Genomic DNA, 18415 nt, shown 5'->3' on the forward strand with positions numbered 1-18415 from the left:
AAAGGCTTGTGCATACCTCAAAAACAATATCACGAAGACTTTTTACACCGAGCATATATCTCTAAATTATAGGCCTTCGCAAATTCATATCGCTGTAAATGCGTCCTCTTATCCTGTTCAGATTTAATCACATCACCTGTTCCAGACAAATACTTTATACCACACTGCGCTTTCAGCGCAGTGAAATCCATACTCTCTAACCCGGGGATCACAGGCCGACGTCCAGTTGTTGCATATAACCTAAGATCATTACTCTCAAGCGCAGACGACACGGCCTGGGAAACACTTAACTTATTTTCCATTTTATCTTTTGGCTCATTGTGAGTATCTCCGTAGCTATCCGCACATCCATTTAAAAGCCCGCCGATAAAAACTAAAAGTAGTTGAATTTTCAATTTCCTCTCCCAGGAACAGCCCTCAATATAGGCAAAGCCACCATCATCCAAATTAAATAAAAGATCCCTCCAGATGAACCGCTATCACTAGATTGCGGAACTGAGACAGTTATTGCCACCTGTGCCGTCGACTCAGCCCCACTGGCATCTCGCACGACATATGTTAACTGCTCAGTTCCAGAAAAATCGGCCGCAGGAGTGTAGGACAACTGGTTGTTCGACACAGATACACTGCCAGTTCCCTGATAATTTATAGTGCCAATTGACAACGCATCTCCATCAATATCACTGTCGTTATTTAGAACATTAAACAAGTTACTTTGGCTATTGACGTTCACCGTAAATGAATCATTTTGCGCAGTAGGCGCATCATTCACTGCTGTAACTGTGATTGTCGCATTGTAGGTATCACTTGTTAATTCGCCGCGTGTGGCAGTAAGTGGCACCGTCAATGTGCCATTGAAATTCGCAGCAGGAGTTACCGTGAGGCCACTAGCCGTATAATTGTTGCCACTACTGATGGTTAAAGACTCAGCGTTAAAGCCACCTTGGTACTTAAAGTTGCTTATAGATAAAGTAATGCTTGTATCTTCTGCAACTTCTAATGTTTCTTGTTCTGATATATGTGGAGCAACAGGCTCGGTACTTCCTTGGATTTGAATATTGCCACTGTTGACTGCAAAAAATACATTGTTGCTACACATTATTTTAATCTTGCCAAATGACGAACTGGCTAACCCAGAGAGAGCCACATCGTGCTCACCATCATTAGTCACATCATCTGCAATCAAAGTGGGAAAGGTCTCTCCTCCATCCAAAGACAATAGAATATCAACAGAGCTACACGATACAGGCGCATTTTGTGTATCTGCGGTATGCCACCTGACAGTTTGTGTGCCCAATGTCCACTCGGTGTTATCACTTGGTTCTTGTACAGAAAACCCCTGTTGATTGCCAATCACAGTTACTGTCATCGCATCATCAGCAATATTGCCTGTACCATCTCGCACCAATAGTCTAAAGTTCAATGTTCTACTGGTCGTTGGCAATGCTTCACCGTAACTTACAGAGCCCGATAGAACATCTGACATTTTTGGAAAAGTTCTAGTACTCGACTCTGTGGGGTTAAAAACTCTAAATAAAGGCCCTGTACCTCTATCTATTGCATCTTCTTGTGGGCTATTAGTTGCACTTCCTAAATCATATTGCTGCCAGCTATAGGTTAAAGAGTCTCCATCCGCATCTGTCGCGCTCCCAGTTAGCTTAAAGGGGGTTCTGGCTGGTATAGTGTAATTATCTCCAGCATTTACAATCGGCATTTGGTTAGCCTTGGCGTTTCTCACACCACATGAGCTTCCTCCACCTTGTCTGGTATAGGTCGCCATTTGTTCTATCGAGTGGATATGAAAGTATGGATCTGAACTAGCCTGTAGATTTTGCGCTTCACAAATTCCCGTATAACCCATAATTGTGGAGCCGCTACCCGGCTCAAAAGCAGATCCTGCAACATGGTTACTTGATTCACAAGCTCCCATCTGCCCATTGAATGTATGATCAGCTCCCAATTGATGACCAATTTCGTGAGCAACATAATCAATTGCGAACGCATCATTAATCGGCTGTGGATTACCGGTTATCCCTTCTGCTTTAGCTTCACCACAAGCCACACCAAACCCGGCAAGCCCCCCGGCACCTGTACCAACTAAATGCCCTATGTCATACCCAGATACCCCAATCCGGGCATCTATCACTGCTGTTATTTCATCAATATCAGAGCTTTCGTTGGCAAATGGGTCAGCTGACGCATCTAGGAATATCAACTCATCGTTGCTTTCAACCAATTCAAAAGAAGTAGATAGATCCCGCATATAAACTTGATTAACGCGATTGACTAATGTGACTAAAGCGGCCATAACACTACTTTTAGTTCCGCCATGAAACTGAGCATACTCTCCTGTTGTTGCGATTGCTAAGCGATACTTTAAATCATTGGTGATAGGTGTACTAAGACTTGGTGTATCAACCCGCTGCGCGCGATACTCAAAAGAGTTATTGTGTTTTCTGGGTTCCCGCAATAGATAATCCGAGTGACGACCATGACTTGCAATGGCATATTTGTAGTACACTCGGTAAAGCACCTTAGCTGACGCTGCTTCTGTCATTTTTGGTTCAATAAACACCCGTTTCCCGGCCAAGTCGTATACACCAAAAAAACCATTGGGTGAATAATCAAATGTACCTTTCACAGCAGGGTTGTTAGCTTGTACGCCAATATAGGTTTTAATCTCAGGATACTTTTCTGCCAACGATTTTGGCATCACCGAATAGGGCGTTAAGTTAAATAGCAACAATTCACCACTTGGACTTGGAAGCTCTATCTGAACAACCCCTTCTCCAACTAATAGATCTGACAATTTGGCCGTATCTAAATAAGTCCGCTTTAATCCATCATTCTGGGCGCTCATTGATTTATGCTGTGGCGCTGACCACAAATCAGTTTTACTTTGTACGCTAAAAGATGCCAATAAAATCACGAAAAAAATCAAAAAGGATTTCAGCATGAGTCTTTCCAAATTTTTATCATTATTTAATACAGCATAGTCACAGAAACCCGGCTTGCTCATAAAACGCATAAATTTTTATCCCTGAATTGACATTAAAATGCATCGACAGTAGTTGATTTGTAAGATATTACCCACATGCGCTGTGCGTGATTCATGTCACTGAGTGTAATTGTGCCTAAATACTCATCAGACCTCTTGAAAGGGCTAAACAAAGGCTCTAGAGTTAGCACATCATTTTTGCAAAGGGATAGGCAATGATTTTTTTAATTCGTTTTATTACTTGTATAGCAATGACAACGATGTCATTAATTTACTTAATTGAAATGGAGTTCTTGAAAACAACACTTTTAGCTCTGCTCGCAATCATTTCAAATCCTAGAACAAAACGTGCGCCACTCGAATATGACAATGGTAAGCGATTGTTTGATAAGTATCTAGTAGATAAGCCAAAAAAAGGCCGTAACACATTGAAACCTTGGTAGAGAGCATTTAAAAATATCACCATTCTATAGCGAAGTTTTAAGGGCCAACATATTTACGATTGTGCTCTGCTAAGGCCCTTCTTACTTTGTTAATAAGCTCTTTATCAGTATTTAGGTTAAACGCCATACAAGCACGCCTATCAGAATTATTACGCACTTCGATAACAGGCGTCACAACATCATAACTCACACCTATAGCTTTGAGGGTTTCATACATGGTGTACTCAGTTGTTAACAAAAAATCGATTCTATTTGCGAGCAGCTTGCGCTGAGAAGCACTGGGATCGGCTGTAATATCTAGATTAATGCCTGCTTCAAACCCATGTTTTACCAAATATTCATGTACAACACTGCCTCGAACAATAGATATCACGTATTTCTTTGCGTCTTCCAATGAGGCAACTTGAATATCATCTCTGTTTTTTAGCTTAAATAAATATTGCCGAACAGGCCGCATTAGAGGACATGCCCATTCAAACATTGTCTCTCGGTCACCGCTTCGATAAATTGAATAAATCATGGTATTGGCTTGAGTTCTGGTCAGCTTCATCGAGCGAGCCCAAGGATATAGGTTAATATCGTACTCTACACCAGCGAGCTCCAGCACTTCGCGCACTTTTTTAGTAGCACGGCCAACTATTTCGCCCTTTTGATTTGCATAATTATAAGGAACCCACTCTTCAGTCACCACTTGAAGTTTTGGCAAGTTTGCAAAAACCCTCTCTTGGTGAAAGCAACATAAAAGCACTAATATCAGTGCTAGCTTGTCTGCCACGCGGCTCCTCCAACTTACTCTATAAACGAAATCAGTGCGCTTGCTAAGCATAATTAAGGTAGAGTGATGCTTTTAAGAATAGACGTTAAGAGATAATCATAAAAATAAAATCAGCAATTAGTTGCACAAATGGAAGACTCCGCCTGCATTTAAGCGGAGTCGAATTAAGAATGGTGTATTTTACCTAAAAAAGACCACTTTTTTAATTTTGCCTTCTTCAATCTGGTAGCTCGTAACGAATTCCGATCGCTTATCCACAACATCTGGCTTTTGTGTGCAAATCTCAGAAGTTTCATGATCTATCACAATATTACCATTTGTAATTCTTTTTATTGACGTTGATTTCAAGCACTGCATTTTTTCAAACATCAAGCCATAGCGTTTAATTAACTGCTTTTTTCCCTTAAACATGAGCGTTTGCGGGTACATATAAAACTCAACATCATCATCGTAAAGCGCCAAAAACTGACGAATATTTTGTTTGTTATATGCCAATATTAACTTGTCAATGACTGCTTCAGCCGCTTTTTCTTGATCTGACTTTTGCAGGTTATACTCACTTGCCTTGTCTTCAAATGCAGGGTTTGCGAATGCAAGCCAAGAACTTAAACCGAGTACAAAAAAAACGATATACCTCATACTTCCCCCTATTTGGTACGGGCAAGTAAGTATAACAAGTTTATATACCGTAATACAGTTAAGCGCGCATTCAGTTCACCAGTATTGTTCTACCGTAATATGCCCTGGCTCAGCCCTACGATGTTTTTTAAAACCCATTTCCTGCAATAGAGCTGCTGTGTCTTTTACCATATCGGGGTTACCACAAAGCATAAAGTGACTATTTTGTGGCATAGATGTCATATTGCAGTATTCCACTAACTGATTGTTTTTCAAAATACCTGTAACCCTACCACTGAGCCCATTTTCAGGCTTCTCGCGGCTCACCAAAGGGACATAAGTAAATTGCGGGAAAAGCTTTTCGGTTGCACGGATCAAGTCCTGATAACATAGATCAGTGTTAAGCCTCACTCCGTGTACTAATACAACACGATCAAACTGCTTCCACAACTTTCCGTCACTAATAATTGATAAAAATGGTCCCACAGCAGTGCCGGTCGACAACATCCAAAGGGTCTCTCCTTGCGGTACTTCATCCAAAACAAAATAGCCTGAAGGCTTGTTATAAACCCACAAGTCATCACCTTCACTTAACTGAGCAAGCTTTTCAGATAGAGACCCGTTTTGGACTTCTATTAAGAAAAACTCCAGTAGCGGGTCCGCTGGTGAATTAACAAATGAGTAAGCGCGCGCAACCCGTTTGCCATCGATATCCAACGCCAGTTTTGTAAATTGACCTGCTTTAAACCCTTCTATATCGGCCGCTACTTTTAAACTAAATAAGCTAGGCGTCCACCAATTTACTTCAATAACTTTTCCAATTACCCAGTTTGACATACCTGCACCACAATAAATGCATATACTAAAACAATGGCATAGAATGGAGGCTTGTCAAAGATCCTGACACCATCGTTTTGCCAGATTAGCTTGCAATTTTTTATTCATAGGTCGTTTTTTTGGTTCCTGCGGTATTAGAAATTCAGCGTTGAGTGACTTGAGGATCTTACGAACTGGGTTTTCATAGCCACCTTTAAGCAATAAGTCCACATGACGAGTTGTATAACTAGCCGCCTGCTCTGAGATCATATTGGACTTAACGCTTTTAGCCATGAAATCCAGCCACTTTAGATATTGCTTATCACTGTCAGGTAAATAAGTATCAGATGTAGCGCGTAATTTTTCACGATAATTTTCATACAATTCAACTTTCCTTTCAATCAACGCCGCACCAAGTAAATTAACCGTTACTCGTGTCGCATTGCGGTGATGTTTGTCCGTCAGGTAGTGACGTCGAGCCGCAATAAAGTATTCAACAGCAGACTCAGAGTTACCCAACACAATTGCAGTATTGCCTTTAACCACTAATAATCCGGCTTTTCTTCTTCCATTGAGTATCGCTTCATCGACGCTTTGCAGAATTTGAAAGCTAATAGCTGGTTGATTGTTCATGCGATAAGCGATGGCCAAATTAACTTTAGCAGTCATTTTTTCTACGTTATTTTGACTGTGTTTTAATGCACACTTATAGGTTTTAATCGCATCATCAAGTTGCCCAGTTAGGCGATAAGCTACACCTATTACATTAACTACTGTAAACGTGTAAGGCTGGCTGTAAGGCACGAGTCGCTCGTCTGAAAGATGTTGTGCAAGCTCTTCAATTAATTCAATATCTTGAACCTTACTGGCCGCAGCGAGTAAACTGCTGTAAATAGAAAGGGCCTCAGCACTGTTTAATTGCAACAACTTTGCTGAATTCTTTTTATAGTATTCAATCGCTTGAGTTGGGTAATTTAGCGCAAGGTGTTTCACTTCTTTAGGGTCGGCTTCAAATTTAGAAGCAGGAATCTCAGTGGCGAATACATCACTGTGAGTGATTATTAACATCGCCAGTAGGTAATTTAAGTACTTCATTCGGTTTGTCGAATCGCTTTGATGAGTTAACCATAGTACAACAATGCATTTTTAGAAACATTGATTTAAATGCGAAAATCGACTGGAGACCTTAAAAATTGCTGGTATATAAAGAGATTAAATATAGTCGCATATAACAAAGCCACACAGACGGTCTATTTGATTTACACTGAATGAGCATAAAGGGCTGCGCTCAAGTGAAGATCCAGCATATTTTAACTCGATTATGCATCTTGAGGACACTCAATCTCATTGTCACAAGTTTCCACTCTTTTCAGCCATATCAACCCATCCTGACGAACACCCTAGATAGCAGTTTCACGGCGTATTCTATCACGGATACTTATTGCAACTTTCGCTCCCGTAAAAGCCCCCCTTGCGCAGCGCCATTAACGCTTTTCTTAAATAGTAATCGTCATTTATTCAGTGCAAATAGCGATTGATGTAACCCTATTCCTCAAGATCCCGTTGATCAATTTTTAACGCGCTAAAACTTTGATAGGAAATTTGAAATATGTTACTTCAGCGGCAAACTCTCTCAGAGTTAACTTAGTCGAATACTATTAATCGTGAATTTTATTTAGCTTTAATAATAATTTTAATGAGTATCAACGCTATTTAGGACGGGTCAACAAACAAAAAAAAGCCGCACTAGGTGCGGCTTTTTGGGTGTGATTCGCTTTGTTTTAGGCGTGTCTCCAAAACTCTGCGATTACGTTACCAAGGAACTGTTTAAGCAGCGTCGCAATAACGCTGCTTTAAATTAAATTGATTCTAATGCAATTTTAACCATTTCATTGAACGTGCTTTGACGCTCTTCAGGTGGCGTTGCTTCGCCTGTGATTACGTGGTCACTTACCGTAAATAATGCCATTGCTTTGGCACCATATTCCGCTGCAACACCGTACATGCCCGCAGTTTCCATATCTACAGCTAAGACACCTAACTTGTCTAACTCTTGATAGAAACTCGCGTCAGCTTGATAGAATGTATCTGTAGTAAATACGTTACCCACTTTTGCATCAATACCTAGCTTTCTTGCTGCATTAACGCCATTTTCAAGTAAGCCAAAGTCAGCTATAGCAGCCATATCGTAGCCACGTACTCGTGCTCTGTTTACATTTGAGTCCGTACTTGCACCTTGTGCAAAAATCACATCACGGATTTTTGTGTCTTGGCTGATCCCGCCACACGTACCAATACGTATCAAGTTTTTAACACCAAAGCTTACAATTAACTCTCGAGCATAAATAGACATCGAAGGGATGCCCATACCTGAGCCCATAATACTCACAGGCTTACCATTGTATGTACCAGTAAATCCAAACATGTTACGAACGTCAGTAACTTGGCGAGCATCTTCTAAGAAGTTCTCAGCAATATACTTTGCACGTAGTGGATCACCAGGCATCAATACCGTTTCAGCAAAATCACCTGGGTTTGCATTAATATGCGGAGTACTCATAACATGTTTCCTTTAACTTAAGCTGTAACCAACTTGTCGGCAAAGCCGTCACCATATTCAAGTGCTTCAAGGTTAAACCACTGGGCAAGCGTTTGACCTATGTCTGCGAAGCTGTTTCTTTCACCTAATGGAGTATTGTTCATTCCATTACGGTATGCCAATACAGGCACATATTCTCTTGTGTGGTCGGTACCAGGCGCTGTAGGGTCGCAGCCATGGTCCGCAGTTATAATCAGCACATCGTCGTCTTGTAATTTGCCCAATATCGTCGGCAAATACGCGTCGAATTCAGCTAACGCCTCGGCATAACCAACGGCATTGCGTCGATGTCCAAATTTTTCGTCAAAATCCACTAAATTAGTGAAGATCAAACTATTATCTGGCGCCGAATCTATCACTTCGCTGGTTTTATTCAGCAAATTCATCAAACCCGGCGCTTTATGTTTTTGAGTGATACCTTGGTGTGCATAAATATCTGCAATTTTACCAATGCTGATCACCTCACCACCATTGGCTGCTAACTTGTCTAATACAGTTGGCGCCGGTGGCAACACAGAGTAATCGCGACGATTACCTGTACGAATAAAGTCGGCACTCGAAGTGCCTATAAACGGCCGCGCAATCACTCTACCTATGTTCATTTCATCAAGCAGTGCCCGTGCGATTTCACATACTTGATAAAGTTTTTCAAGGCCAAATGACTGCTCATGAGCGGCTATTTGAAATACACTGTCAACTGAGGTGTAACAAATTGGCATGCCTGTTTTGACATGTTCCTCACCCAGTTGTTCTAAAATCACTGTGCCAGAGCCGTAACAGTTCCCTAAAATGCCCGGAATATCAGCTCTTTTACACAGTTCATCTATAAATTCTTGCGGGAAACAAGGTTGAGTATTTGGAAAGTAACCCCAGTCAAATAAAACCGGTACGCCTGCCATCTCCCAATGACCAGACGGGGTATCTTTACCACTCGAAAGCTCTTTTGCATAACCCCAAGCAGCCGTAGGTTGCTGACGTTCTGACACTTGGCATAGCTCACCACCTGCGGCTTCACAGGCATCAACCAACCCAAGTTTGCTCAAATTAGGGATTGCTAACGCTTCACCTTTTTCCTCTTTATATGCTTGTAAAAGATGAGCAAGCGTATTGGCACCTACATCACCAAATTCATCTGCATCTGGTGCTGCTCCAATTCCAAGGCTATCTGCCATTAATATAATTGCTCTTGCCATATATCACCTCTCATCTTTTGTCTGGGCCGTATTTTGTTTTTATAAAGCACTTGTGCTCCCAGAGGTCGTTACTTTATTGCTACCTAAATATATCGTACAGGACATTAGTCCGCTTTCACAAAACCATAATATATCTTCACAGTACCCATTTTAAATAAATAAAAAATCTGGTTATACCAGAGGACATAAGTCCTGTTTTGAATAGGCCAAAACATTTAAATTTGATCCTTAAGCGAGGCAAAAGAGATTAATCGTGTCTTTTTTGCTATTGTGATCTTCCAACGTTAACAATAGCTGGGTGTGAACTTTAGTGACACGAACAATTATAGCCATAGCTGGCGCTTCTGCGTCCGGTAAGTCTCTTTTTAGTCAAACTATATATAACGAGCTAGTAAATGAACTTGAGTCAGGCACTATTGCCGTTATAGAAGAAGATGCTTACTATAAAGATCAATCGCATTTGCCATTTGAGCATAGAACTCAAACAAATTATGACCATCCGGATGCGTTTGAGCATGCGTTGATGAAAGAGCACCTTGCACAATTGCGTCAAGGTAAATCAGTACAAGTCCCGACTTATGATTATGCTCAACACACACGCAGTAGTGAGACACGCACAGTGAATCCGGCAAAAATTTTAATTGTCGAAGGGATTTTACTGTTAAGCGACCCAGCATTAATAGAAGAATTTGATATAAAGGTATTTATTGATACCCCGCTTGATATTTGTTTATTACGTCGTATGCAACGTGATATCGAGCACAGAGGCAGAAGCATTTCTTCTGTTGTTGAGCAGTATCAAGCAACGGTAAGGCCGATGTTTTATCAATTTATCGAACCATCGAAGCACAATGCCGACTTGGTCGTGACCCGTGGCGGTATGAATCGCGTTGCGATTGATATTATTAAAAGTAAAATAAAATATTTGCTGCAAGAATAAAACGGGAACATTTTGGCATGACAACAATAATGAGCCTAGTCGGCATGATGATGCTACTAGGTATTGCTTTCGCGGCTTCAACGAACCGCAGCGCAATAAACAAAAGAACTGTAGGCATCGCATTTTTAATGCAAGTCGTCATCGGCGGCTTTGTACTATTTATAGAAGCAGGTAAAAACGCACTGGCAGCAATGTCAGCTGCTGTGTCATCTGTTATTGGTTATGCCAATGACGGGATCAGCTTCTTATTCGGCCCTCTGGCCGCTCAAGAAACGATTGGATTCGTATTTGCAATTCAGGTGCTACCTGTAATTGTATTTTTCTCCGCGTTGGTTGGCGTTTTATACCACGTAGGGATTATGGAATGGATAATTAAGATTTTAGGTGGTGGATTACAAAAACTACTTAAAACATCGCGCCCAGAGTCTCTTTCTGCAACTGCGAATATCTTCGTAGGTCAGACCGAAGCGCCTCTGATTGTGAAGCCGTTCATTCCAAAAATGACACAATCAGAATTATTTGCCGTCATGGTGGGTGGTCTTGCAACCGTAGCAGGTTCGGTTATGGCTGGTTATGTTGCGATTGGCGTAGATTTAAAATACCTAATTGCAGCAAGTTTTATGGCCGCGCCAGGTGGTTTTTTAATGGCCAAGATGATTGTGCCTGAAACAGAAAAAACCAAAGAAAATTTAGCTGAAGTAGACAGTGGCGAAGACAAACCAGTTAACGTCATTGACGCAGCCGCAGCGGGTGCCTCAAGTGGTATGCACTTAGCACTTAATGTAGGTGCGATGTTATTAGCTTTTGTCGCACTAATCGCGCTGATGAACGGTTTACTCGGTGGCATCGGCAGCTGGTTTGATCACCCTGAACTGACGTTGCAAGAGATTTTAGGCTATGTCTTTGCACCGGTTGCTTGGATGATTGGTGTACCGTGGGCAGAAGCTGTAACAGCCGGTAGCTTTATCGGCCAGAAATTAGTAGTCAACGAATTTGTTGCTTACTTAGACTTTATGAATTATCGCGATGGGTTATCTGAACATACTCAAGCAATTGTCACATTTGCGTTATGTGGATTTGCTAACCTGTCGTCGATTGCAATTTTACTAGGTGGACTAGGCGGTATGGCCCCTAGTCGTCGAAAGGATATCGCACGCTTAGGGCTCAGGGCGGTTTTAGCAGGGTCAATGGCTAACCTAATGAGCGCAGCAATAGCAGGTTTTTTCCTCTCGCTAGCTTAGAAACTTAACGAGATATGCCGCTTTTGCAAAACAATTGGTTGGTTGCCTTAAGGGGTTAGGGTAACCATACTAACTTGAACGATACTTCACCAAAGGGCCTATATGGCCCTTTTATCGTTTCTACACATCATTACTCCTTATTGCACTACTCCTACTTAATACGTTTTATTTAAAAGCGTCTCAAACATGATCACGCTCATTATTCTCATCTTACCACTCTTTTAATTTACATTTAATAAACATATAATTATAAATTAATAAACAGTTGATACACTGCAATACGACCTGTTGAGTCACGGATGTTGAGCGTATTGTCATGTACATCGACTCAATGTTTGATTTTTTACTGACTAATTTGTGTGATTAAGGAAGTTTAGTGTTATCAAGTAAAAAACCTAACATAGCTGCTTTCTCTATGGTTATAGGCGTAAGTTGCATATGTAAAGCAAGCGATATATCTGTACCTGAACTCTCCTCAACGATTAAAAGGCAGAGTCATACAAACCATACCCATATCGAGCGTATAGCTGTCACGGGTTCTCACCTAACACATGGGCAAAACCACAGTACTCATACACTCGTGACTATTTCTGACAAAGCAATTGCACACTCTGCATTTTCCTCACTATCAGAAGTTTTAATCAGTGAAGTACCACAAATCAATGAAGGGATCAGTCACTCGAATTCTCAAAATAGTACGCATAACTCAGGACTTTCTACCATTGACTTACGCGGCTTAGGGCTCAACCGTACACTTACGTTGATTGATGGTCGCAGGGTCGTTTCTAACAGCTATTCTGGTGATTTAGTCAGCCTATCAACTTTGCCCAAAGGCATAATTGAACGGGTTGAAATCATCACCGGAGGTGCTTCAGCCGCCTACGGCTCAGGCGCAATATCCGGTGTTGTCAATATCCTTACAAAACAAGCGAAAGATGATATGTCATTTTCGGTGCGTATTGGGGAAAGTACGTCTGGCGGCGATCGTGAAGTCGCCTTTAATGGAGATATCGGCACCCACTTCGCGGATGGACAAGGTATGTTATTGCTAAGCACCTCATATTTAGAACAATTTGGCTTAGATTATTGGGATAGGTCTCGCGCACAGCAGCAAGATGATTGGCGTTATGATCATAAAAGAATGTGCAATACCATGCTTACAGCCATGTATGATAGCCATTATCGAACTGCTTATCGGTGTATGCGCGACATCGAACAATCAGAATGGACTTCACTAAGTGACGCTTTACCCGGCGGTGTGTTCAATGAAACCAGCAGCTTTCAGCCAAATTCTGGCTTTTGGTATGAGGGCCAAACCTTGCGTCAAGACTGGCAAGAAGAAGCACATGGCATACACTATAATCAATTTAACAAATTAAAAATCCCAAATAAGCAGTTCAACATAGCTGTAAAAAGCGAACTTGATTTTAGTTTAGGCAATCGCGCTTACTTTCAAATACACCACAGCCAAAATGATGCCCACAATGTAAAATCACCAGAAAATGAAGACGAATGTGATATGGTTATCACCTTCGATCCATCCCAGCAGCAATTCGGCTCTGATTGTATTGGGACAATTCCCTTTGATAACCCGTATGTTCCCGCCCAGATCCGTGCACAGGTCAACCACGCCGATATCAAATGGGATCGCTTATTTCAAGAAGTAGGTTTGGTGACAAATGACAATACAAGGGCTACCACTCGAGCTTGGGCTGGTCTCAATGGTTTTTTCAACAATGACTGGCAGTGGGATACTGCCGTCGGCTACGGTATGTTTAAGCAAAAGCAAACTCGATTCAATGAGATCAGAGTTGCCCATGTTAGACAGGCATTAACAGTCGAACAGCTCGAAGATGGCTCAATACGTTGTCGGGATCCAAAAGCAAGAAAGTCGGGTTGTGTTCCCATTAATTTATTTGGAGAAGGGGCAATCAGTGACGCAGCGGCCAATTACATTAGAGCAAATCCAACCTTAGACACTGAGATCTCTCTAGTTTCGCTTTCAGCAAATGTCTCTGGCCTCCTAGTGGTATTGCCAAGTGGTCCAGTAGATGCGGTTTTCGGTTTTGATTATCGCAAGGACAAACAATCCGTGTCGACAAATGTTCCAAATGGCGGCGTTACATTCAATTATATACCGAACTTTTCAGGCGATGTTTCTAGCTATGAAGTATTCACCGAACTGTCCTTCCCTCTTCTCAATGATCTCCCGTTTGCCAAACATTTAAATCTATCACTCTCAGCGCGTGCAGCAGATTACAGTTGGGCAAAAATGGGGTTAATTCAAAGCTATAATCTTGGTTTGAACTATCAACCCACATCAAGCTATTCACTCAAACTAAACTGGGCAAAAGCAATGCGTGCTCCTACAATTACCGAGCTAATGTCTCCCGCTAGAGGCGATTACAACGCATTTTATGATATTTGTGATGGCGTAACAGCCACTTCAACACTGGCAGGACATGAAAACTGCCGAAAAAACCTAGGAATACAATCCGCCATAGTGCAAGATGGCGTGTTCCACGACCATAACAATAGCTATTCACCAAACATCGGTAATCCGAATTTAAAGCCTGAAACAGCATACACCTCTACTTTAGACTTTGTCGTGAACCCACAAGTTATCCCAAATTTGACCCTCAGCGCCAGCTTATATCGGATTAAAATCGAAGATGTGATCACCACGCTGTCACATCACGATATCATGATGCAGTGCTATCAAAGCAGTGCGCTTAATAGTACTGAAAACCTCATGTGCCAAGATATAAAAAGAGACCAGGATGGGCAAATTATTGAACTAAAACAACGATTGACTAATGCCAATGAGCTGATCACTCAGGGTTATGATGTCACGGCAAAATATATTTTTCCGTTCAACACGATTGGGCAAATTAATTTTGACCTTACTTGGAATCACGTTATTGAACACGCTATAGCTTCATCAGACATGCAAGAGAAAAAGCATGAGTCTCACGAAGGTTATTTAGATCACAATATATTTGAAGATACAGCCACCGCTTCTGTTGTCTGGCAAAAAAAAGATTGGCGAGTTCGCTGGAGTACATACTACAAAGGCCCGATAAAACGTAGCAAACGAGTGTATCAAAATTGGCACAATAATATGGCCTTAAACACAGAAAATTGTAATAGAAGCTTAGACTCTTGTATTGCAACTCCTGAATTGCTCTGGGGTAATGACCTCCCTTCATTCACCACTCACGCGCTCAATGTTTCATACCGGCATAAGATCACCTCAAAGAGAGTGCTAAGTTTTTCTGGAGGCATACATAATCTCTTCGACAACAAAGGACCATTTATTATCGGCGGAAATGGTAACTTTCACAGTGCATACGGTGGCGGGCGTGGGCGCTATGTCTCCCTCAAAGCACAATATTCATTTTAATGTATCGCAATAAATCCCTTTCTAAGAGGTTTTTATTGCGATAACAAGATCTGCTTTTATGGGCTACTTGTTCAACTGCGCTTTTGCAGCTTCAACTTTCGAATAATCGAGCCCCAGTTCAGCAACGGCTTCTTTAATCAAACCCGGATTTTGCATAACCAACCCCATAAGCTGCTGTAACTTTTCAGGTGGAATAGCAAGCTGCTGCACAGTCGCCATAGCCATCAAAGGGTTTTCAGTTAATGCCTGAAATACCTCTTTAATTTGTTCATCAGAAATATTGTGCTCTTTTAGCAATGAAATGATTGGATTCATTCTCAAACCTTTAACGAATAAAATGTTGGCAGTACTCACATAGCACATGCTTAATAACTTGTATTTATGTCTGTTGGGTCAAACTATCAAAACTTCAACCCAATGCACTATGAATTATCGTTTTTAACCAGCAATGCGCCGTAAAAACCGTCAAACGCGGAGCTAACCCCGGGCATTAAGCTCAGTTCTTTTTCTAGACGCCAATTTGGGTTATTGGCTAAAAACCTTTCGACCTGACACGCATTTTCAGATGGTAAAATGGAACAGGTTGCATAAACAAGCTTGCCACCCACGCGACACATTTGACTATAACGTTGTAAAATATCTTGCTGCAAAGCGACTAGGTTTTCGATATTTTTTTCTGTTAAATGCCATTTTGCATCTGGGTTACGGCGCAGAATACCAGTACCAGAGCATGGCACGTCCAATAATACGCGATCGAACTTTTCCTTTTGTCGCTTTATCGTTTTACTGTTTTGGATCAGACGAGTTTCAATAACATGCGAACCTGCACGTTTTGCGCGCTTTTTTAAAGTGTCTAACTTGTGTTGATGAATATCTAGTGACAACACACGCCCTTTATTTTCTAATAATGCCGCAATATGTAAACTCTTGCCGCCAGATCCTGCGCATGCATCAACCACTTTCATACCAGGTTGTACATCAAGCAGCGTAGCCAATTGTTGAGATCCTGCATCTTGCATTTCAAAGTGCCCTTGTTGAAAGGCATCAGTACGGAAAAGGTAACCCATTTGTTCGACTTTGAGCGCATTGTGCAAACCGTCTACTGGCACTGCTTTGATCTGCTCTTTGGCTAAACTCTTTGTCAGTGACAAGGCATCACTTTTAAGAGAATTGACTCGGATAAAATGCTCCGCGCTCCGATTTAATGCGGTCGCTACCGTTGGCCAGATATCACCCAGCTCGTCGTTTGCTCGCTCATGTAACCAAGAAGGCATACTCAATAATACGTCTTGCGGTGCAGATGACAATGCAGACTGGACGTCAGCTAAGTTTAGCGTTGATACTTCAGGAAAATCCGGTAGCGATTGTTCATTTAATAAAGTATACGCCCCCCATATATTCCAAACATCAGCAACACTTAACTGAGAAAGTGAGTCCATTAAATCACTGCGCCCGATTGCCCAACACAATTTGCGACTGAAGCGGATCATATTGTAGAGAGTTGTAACAAAATATGCGCGTTGCTCAATAGTCCAAGCAGCATTTATCATTAAGTGCTGTTGTACCACTTTGTCGGCATATTGCTCCAGAGTTGAAGCTTGTAGAAATGCACTATTCAAGCACTCTAACAGTTGACGGGATGCAGTCACGGTGATTCTCATCTTGTAATACAAAGCGCGAATTGTAGCTTGTTTGCCTGTCATACACCACTGCATTGAGAGCGACTTTATACTTTAACTGATCACAATTAATTACATCCTTATCATTGCAGAAAATATAGCCCTCAAATAGCATCTCATTCAACATAGATAGTATTGAATGTAACCAACATACTTTACTTTATAAAAACAAAAGCATGTCATGTTAGTGACCAATATTAGAATGGATAATGTACTTACAACCGTCTTTTAGCCGTGACAAGTGAAACAGGATTTGGGAGATAAAAAAATGAAGCAAAAAGCCATTTTTGCGCTAAGTTTGCTGGCCGCCAGCCAAGGTCATGCCACTGAGTTTGCACTTAAAATAGAAACAAAAAACCCACTGATACTCACTGAATCTCCAATTGTCTTCGCTGTAAATGAGGAGCTAAAAGCACTCGAGCGAATAGACCTTAGCCAAAATAAGTCTCAATTACTGCACATTACTCCAGAATCCAAAGGTTTTCACTATGGGACCACAGCGGGCTCAAAGGAAGTACAAGCCTTCATCTTAGATAGCAAAGGCGTCTATGTTACCACTCAAGCAAAGACCGAGCGCCTCATCAGCTCCAACAGTCTACTTACGCGATTGGAAACTGATGACTTCGAAAAAATAGAATTCGTTTTAGATGTTAATGAAGACGGACTCAGCGACATATATTTACCCGGTTTTACGCGAAGTGAACTCTATATCCAGCAAAAAAATGGCCAGTTTAAACAGCATTTTTTTAACTATAACCTCCCACTTCGCAGTCACACATATAGTGAAAGTGAAGAACTAGAAATCAGTACAAATTTTACCTCTTTACCCATAGTGCATGACTTTAACGCTGATGGTATAAACGATCTGGTCTTTCGTACGCGCAAACAAGTTGCCGTTTTATATGGCGCAAAGAATGGCTTTGCTAACGCGGTCGACCTTGTTCACCTCCCAACAGATTTTGGTAAACTCAAAGGAAAAAAAGTACGCACGACTCAGGAGCTGGTCGATATCAATCAAGATGGTCATCTTGACTTAATAACCAGAACGAGACCAATCACAGAAGGGATTTCTGCACTAGAAGCCAAGGTTGAATACGATTTATATTTAGGACAACCAAAAGGCTTTAACTCCGGGGCAATTAAACTACCACACACCTTAGGCGTAGGTGGCATGCGAGTGGAGTACGACTTCGATGGTGATGGACTACTAGACTTACAAACCATGGATGTCGACATCGGGCTAACTACCATTGCTGCAATCGCACTTGGCGGCGGTAAAGCAGATGTCGATGTCGAGATGCGCTTTTTCAGGCAAAAGCCACATACTTTATTTGATAAAAGTCCTAGCACTGAAAAAGAAGTTGAATTGGAAATAGACATGACCCGCTCAATGAGAGGTCTACCGTTTTATACCGGAGACCTCAACGGAGACAATAAACATGATATTGTTTTTAAATCGAGTAATAAGTCGCTTTATATTTACTATGGTTCAACTGGAAAATTATTAAGAAGTGAATATAAAAAAATCAGCCGAATATTACCAGATAACCCTCATGACATCGCACTAATTGATGTGGACCAAAATGGCAAAAAAGACTTTGTATTTAAGTATGAAAATAAACAAGGTCCAGCTAGAATTGAGATGATATTAAACTAAAACAATATAAAGCCTATACACTTCATGTATAGGCTTTACAAAGTTAGGCGAAA

General features: G+C 41.4%; 15 protein-coding genes. 5 read left to right on the forward strand and 10 right to left on the reverse strand.

Annotated elements, in window-relative coordinates; translation table 11 throughout:
* Positions 1–29: 29 nt before the first annotated feature.
* Together J8M00_RS16205 and J8M00_RS16210 are read right to left on the reverse strand one after the other, a co-directional pair.
* Positions 30–395, reverse strand: coding sequence for a hypothetical protein (locus J8M00_RS16205; RefSeq protein WP_211011586.1), 366 nt, complete (start codon positions 393–395; stop codon positions 30–32).
* Positions 392–2956 carry a reprolysin-like metallopeptidase gene (locus J8M00_RS16210; RefSeq protein ID WP_211011587.1) on the reverse strand — a complete coding sequence of 855 codons (2565 nt, stop codon included), beginning with the start codon at positions 2954–2956 and terminating at the stop codon, positions 392–394. Before J8M00_RS16210 ends, J8M00_RS16205 begins: the two co-directional genes overlap by 4 nt.
* A 302-nt stretch (positions 2957–3258) precedes the next feature.
* On the opposite strand from J8M00_RS16210, the gene J8M00_RS16215 reads away from it, so the two are divergent.
* Positions 3259–3441 carry a hypothetical protein gene (locus tag J8M00_RS16215; RefSeq protein WP_211011588.1) on the forward strand — a complete coding sequence of 61 codons (183 nt, stop codon included), beginning with the start codon at positions 3259–3261 and terminating at the stop codon, positions 3439–3441.
* Positions 3442–3478: 37 nt separating this feature from the next.
* On the opposite strand, the gene J8M00_RS16220 is transcribed toward J8M00_RS16215, so the two are convergent.
* From J8M00_RS16220 to J8M00_RS16245, 6 genes are all read right to left on the reverse strand, one after another.
* Positions 3479–4216 carry a substrate-binding periplasmic protein gene (locus J8M00_RS16220; protein ID WP_284137576.1) on the reverse strand — a complete coding sequence of 246 codons (738 nt, stop codon included), beginning with the start codon at positions 4214–4216 and terminating at the stop codon, positions 3479–3481.
* A gap of 180 nt (positions 4217–4396) precedes the next feature.
* Positions 4397–4855, reverse strand: coding sequence for a nuclear transport factor 2 family protein (locus tag J8M00_RS16225; RefSeq protein WP_211011590.1), 459 nt, complete (start codon positions 4853–4855; stop codon positions 4397–4399).
* Between the two features lie 75 nt (positions 4856–4930).
* Positions 4931–5671 carry a ferredoxin--NADP reductase gene (locus J8M00_RS16230; RefSeq protein WP_211011591.1) on the reverse strand — a complete coding sequence of 247 codons (741 nt, stop codon included), beginning with the start codon at positions 5669–5671 and terminating at the stop codon, positions 4931–4933.
* Between the two features lie 54 nt (positions 5672–5725).
* Positions 5726–6745: a hypothetical protein gene (locus J8M00_RS16235; RefSeq protein ID WP_211011592.1), complete on the reverse strand. Its 1020-nt coding sequence runs from the start codon at positions 6743–6745 to the stop codon at positions 5726–5728.
* Between the two features lie 763 nt (positions 6746–7508).
* A complete protein-coding gene (deoD, locus tag J8M00_RS16240) occupies positions 7509–8210 on the reverse strand; it encodes a purine-nucleoside phosphorylase (RefSeq protein WP_211011593.1) in 702 nt (233 codons plus the stop codon).
* Positions 8211–8227: 17 nt separating this feature from the next.
* Positions 8228–9442, reverse strand: a complete 1215-nt coding sequence (locus J8M00_RS16245) for a phosphopentomutase (protein WP_211011594.1) — start codon at positions 9440–9442, stop codon at positions 8228–8230.
* 310 nt (positions 9443–9752) lie between these two features.
* Here J8M00_RS16245 and udk point away from each other — a divergent pair, with 310 nt between their 5' ends.
* From udk to J8M00_RS16260, 3 genes are all read left to right on the forward strand, one after another.
* Positions 9753–10382 carry a uridine kinase gene (udk, locus tag J8M00_RS16250; RefSeq protein WP_211011595.1) on the forward strand — a complete coding sequence of 210 codons (630 nt, stop codon included), beginning with the start codon at positions 9753–9755 and terminating at the stop codon, positions 10380–10382.
* A 17-nt stretch (positions 10383–10399) separates the two neighbouring features.
* Positions 10400–11623 (forward strand): NupC/NupG family nucleoside CNT transporter, encoded by a 1224-nt coding sequence (locus tag J8M00_RS16255; protein ID WP_211011596.1) that lies wholly within the window; start codon positions 10400–10402, stop codon positions 11621–11623.
* Positions 11624–11999: 376 nt separating this feature from the next.
* The gene (locus J8M00_RS16260) at positions 12000–15026 is read left to right on the forward strand and encodes a TonB-dependent receptor domain-containing protein (RefSeq protein WP_348772558.1); all 3027 of its coding nucleotides are present in this window, start codon (positions 12000–12002) and stop codon (positions 15024–15026) included.
* Between the two features lie 63 nt (positions 15027–15089).
* On the opposite strand, the gene J8M00_RS16265 is transcribed toward J8M00_RS16260, so the two are convergent.
* Positions 15090–15341, reverse strand: a complete 252-nt coding sequence (locus J8M00_RS16265) for a DUF2999 family protein (protein WP_023398396.1) — start codon at positions 15339–15341, stop codon at positions 15090–15092.
* A 107-nt stretch (positions 15342–15448) separates the two neighbouring features.
* The gene (locus J8M00_RS16270) at positions 15449–16729 is read right to left on the reverse strand and encodes an RsmB/NOP family class I SAM-dependent RNA methyltransferase (protein WP_247687424.1); all 1281 of its coding nucleotides are present in this window, start codon (positions 16727–16729) and stop codon (positions 15449–15451) included.
* Positions 16730–16973: 244 nt separating this feature from the next.
* On the opposite strand from J8M00_RS16270, the gene J8M00_RS16275 reads away from it, so the two are divergent.
* A complete protein-coding gene (locus tag J8M00_RS16275) occupies positions 16974–18362 on the forward strand; it encodes an FG-GAP repeat domain-containing protein (protein ID WP_211011597.1) in 1389 nt (462 codons plus the stop codon).
* The last annotated feature ends 53 nt before the right edge of the window (positions 18363–18415 follow it).

The organism is Pseudoalteromonas luteoviolacea, from assembly GCF_018100925.1.
GTDB classification, from domain to species: domain Bacteria; phylum Pseudomonadota; class Gammaproteobacteria; order Enterobacterales; family Alteromonadaceae; genus Pseudoalteromonas; species Pseudoalteromonas obscura.

Coding starts and splice junctions, on each gene's coding strand:
- J8M00_RS16265 (WP_023398396.1), bottom strand. CDS start 15,341: ATGAATCCAATCATTTCATTGCTAAAAGAGCACAATATTTCTGATGAA.
- J8M00_RS16245 (WP_211011594.1), bottom strand. CDS start 9,442: ATGGCAAGAGCAATTATATTAATGGCAGATAGCCTTGGAATTGGAGCA.
- J8M00_RS16230 (WP_211011591.1), bottom strand. CDS start 5,671: ATGTCAAACTGGGTAATTGGAAAAGTTATTGAAGTAAATTGGTGGACG.
- deoD (WP_211011593.1), bottom strand. CDS start 8,210: ATGAGTACTCCGCATATTAATGCAAACCCAGGTGATTTTGCTGAAACG.
- J8M00_RS16225 (WP_211011590.1), bottom strand. CDS start 4,855: ATGAGGTATATCGTTTTTTTTGTACTCGGTTTAAGTTCTTGGCTTGCA.
- J8M00_RS16255 (WP_211011596.1), top strand. CDS start 10,400: ATGACAACAATAATGAGCCTAGTCGGCATGATGATGCTACTAGGTATT.
- J8M00_RS16215 (WP_211011588.1), top strand. CDS start 3,259: ATGTCATTAATTTACTTAATTGAAATGGAGTTCTTGAAAACAACACTT.
- J8M00_RS16210 (WP_211011587.1), bottom strand. CDS start 2,956: ATGCTGAAATCCTTTTTGATTTTTTTCGTGATTTTATTGGCATCTTTT.
- J8M00_RS16270 (WP_247687424.1), bottom strand. CDS start 16,729: ATGACAGGCAAACAAGCTACAATTCGCGCTTTGTATTACAAGATGAGA.
- J8M00_RS16275 (WP_211011597.1), top strand. CDS start 16,974: ATGAAGCAAAAAGCCATTTTTGCGCTAAGTTTGCTGGCCGCCAGCCAA.
- J8M00_RS16235 (WP_211011592.1), bottom strand. CDS start 6,745: ATGAAGTACTTAAATTACCTACTGGCGATGTTAATAATCACTCACAGT.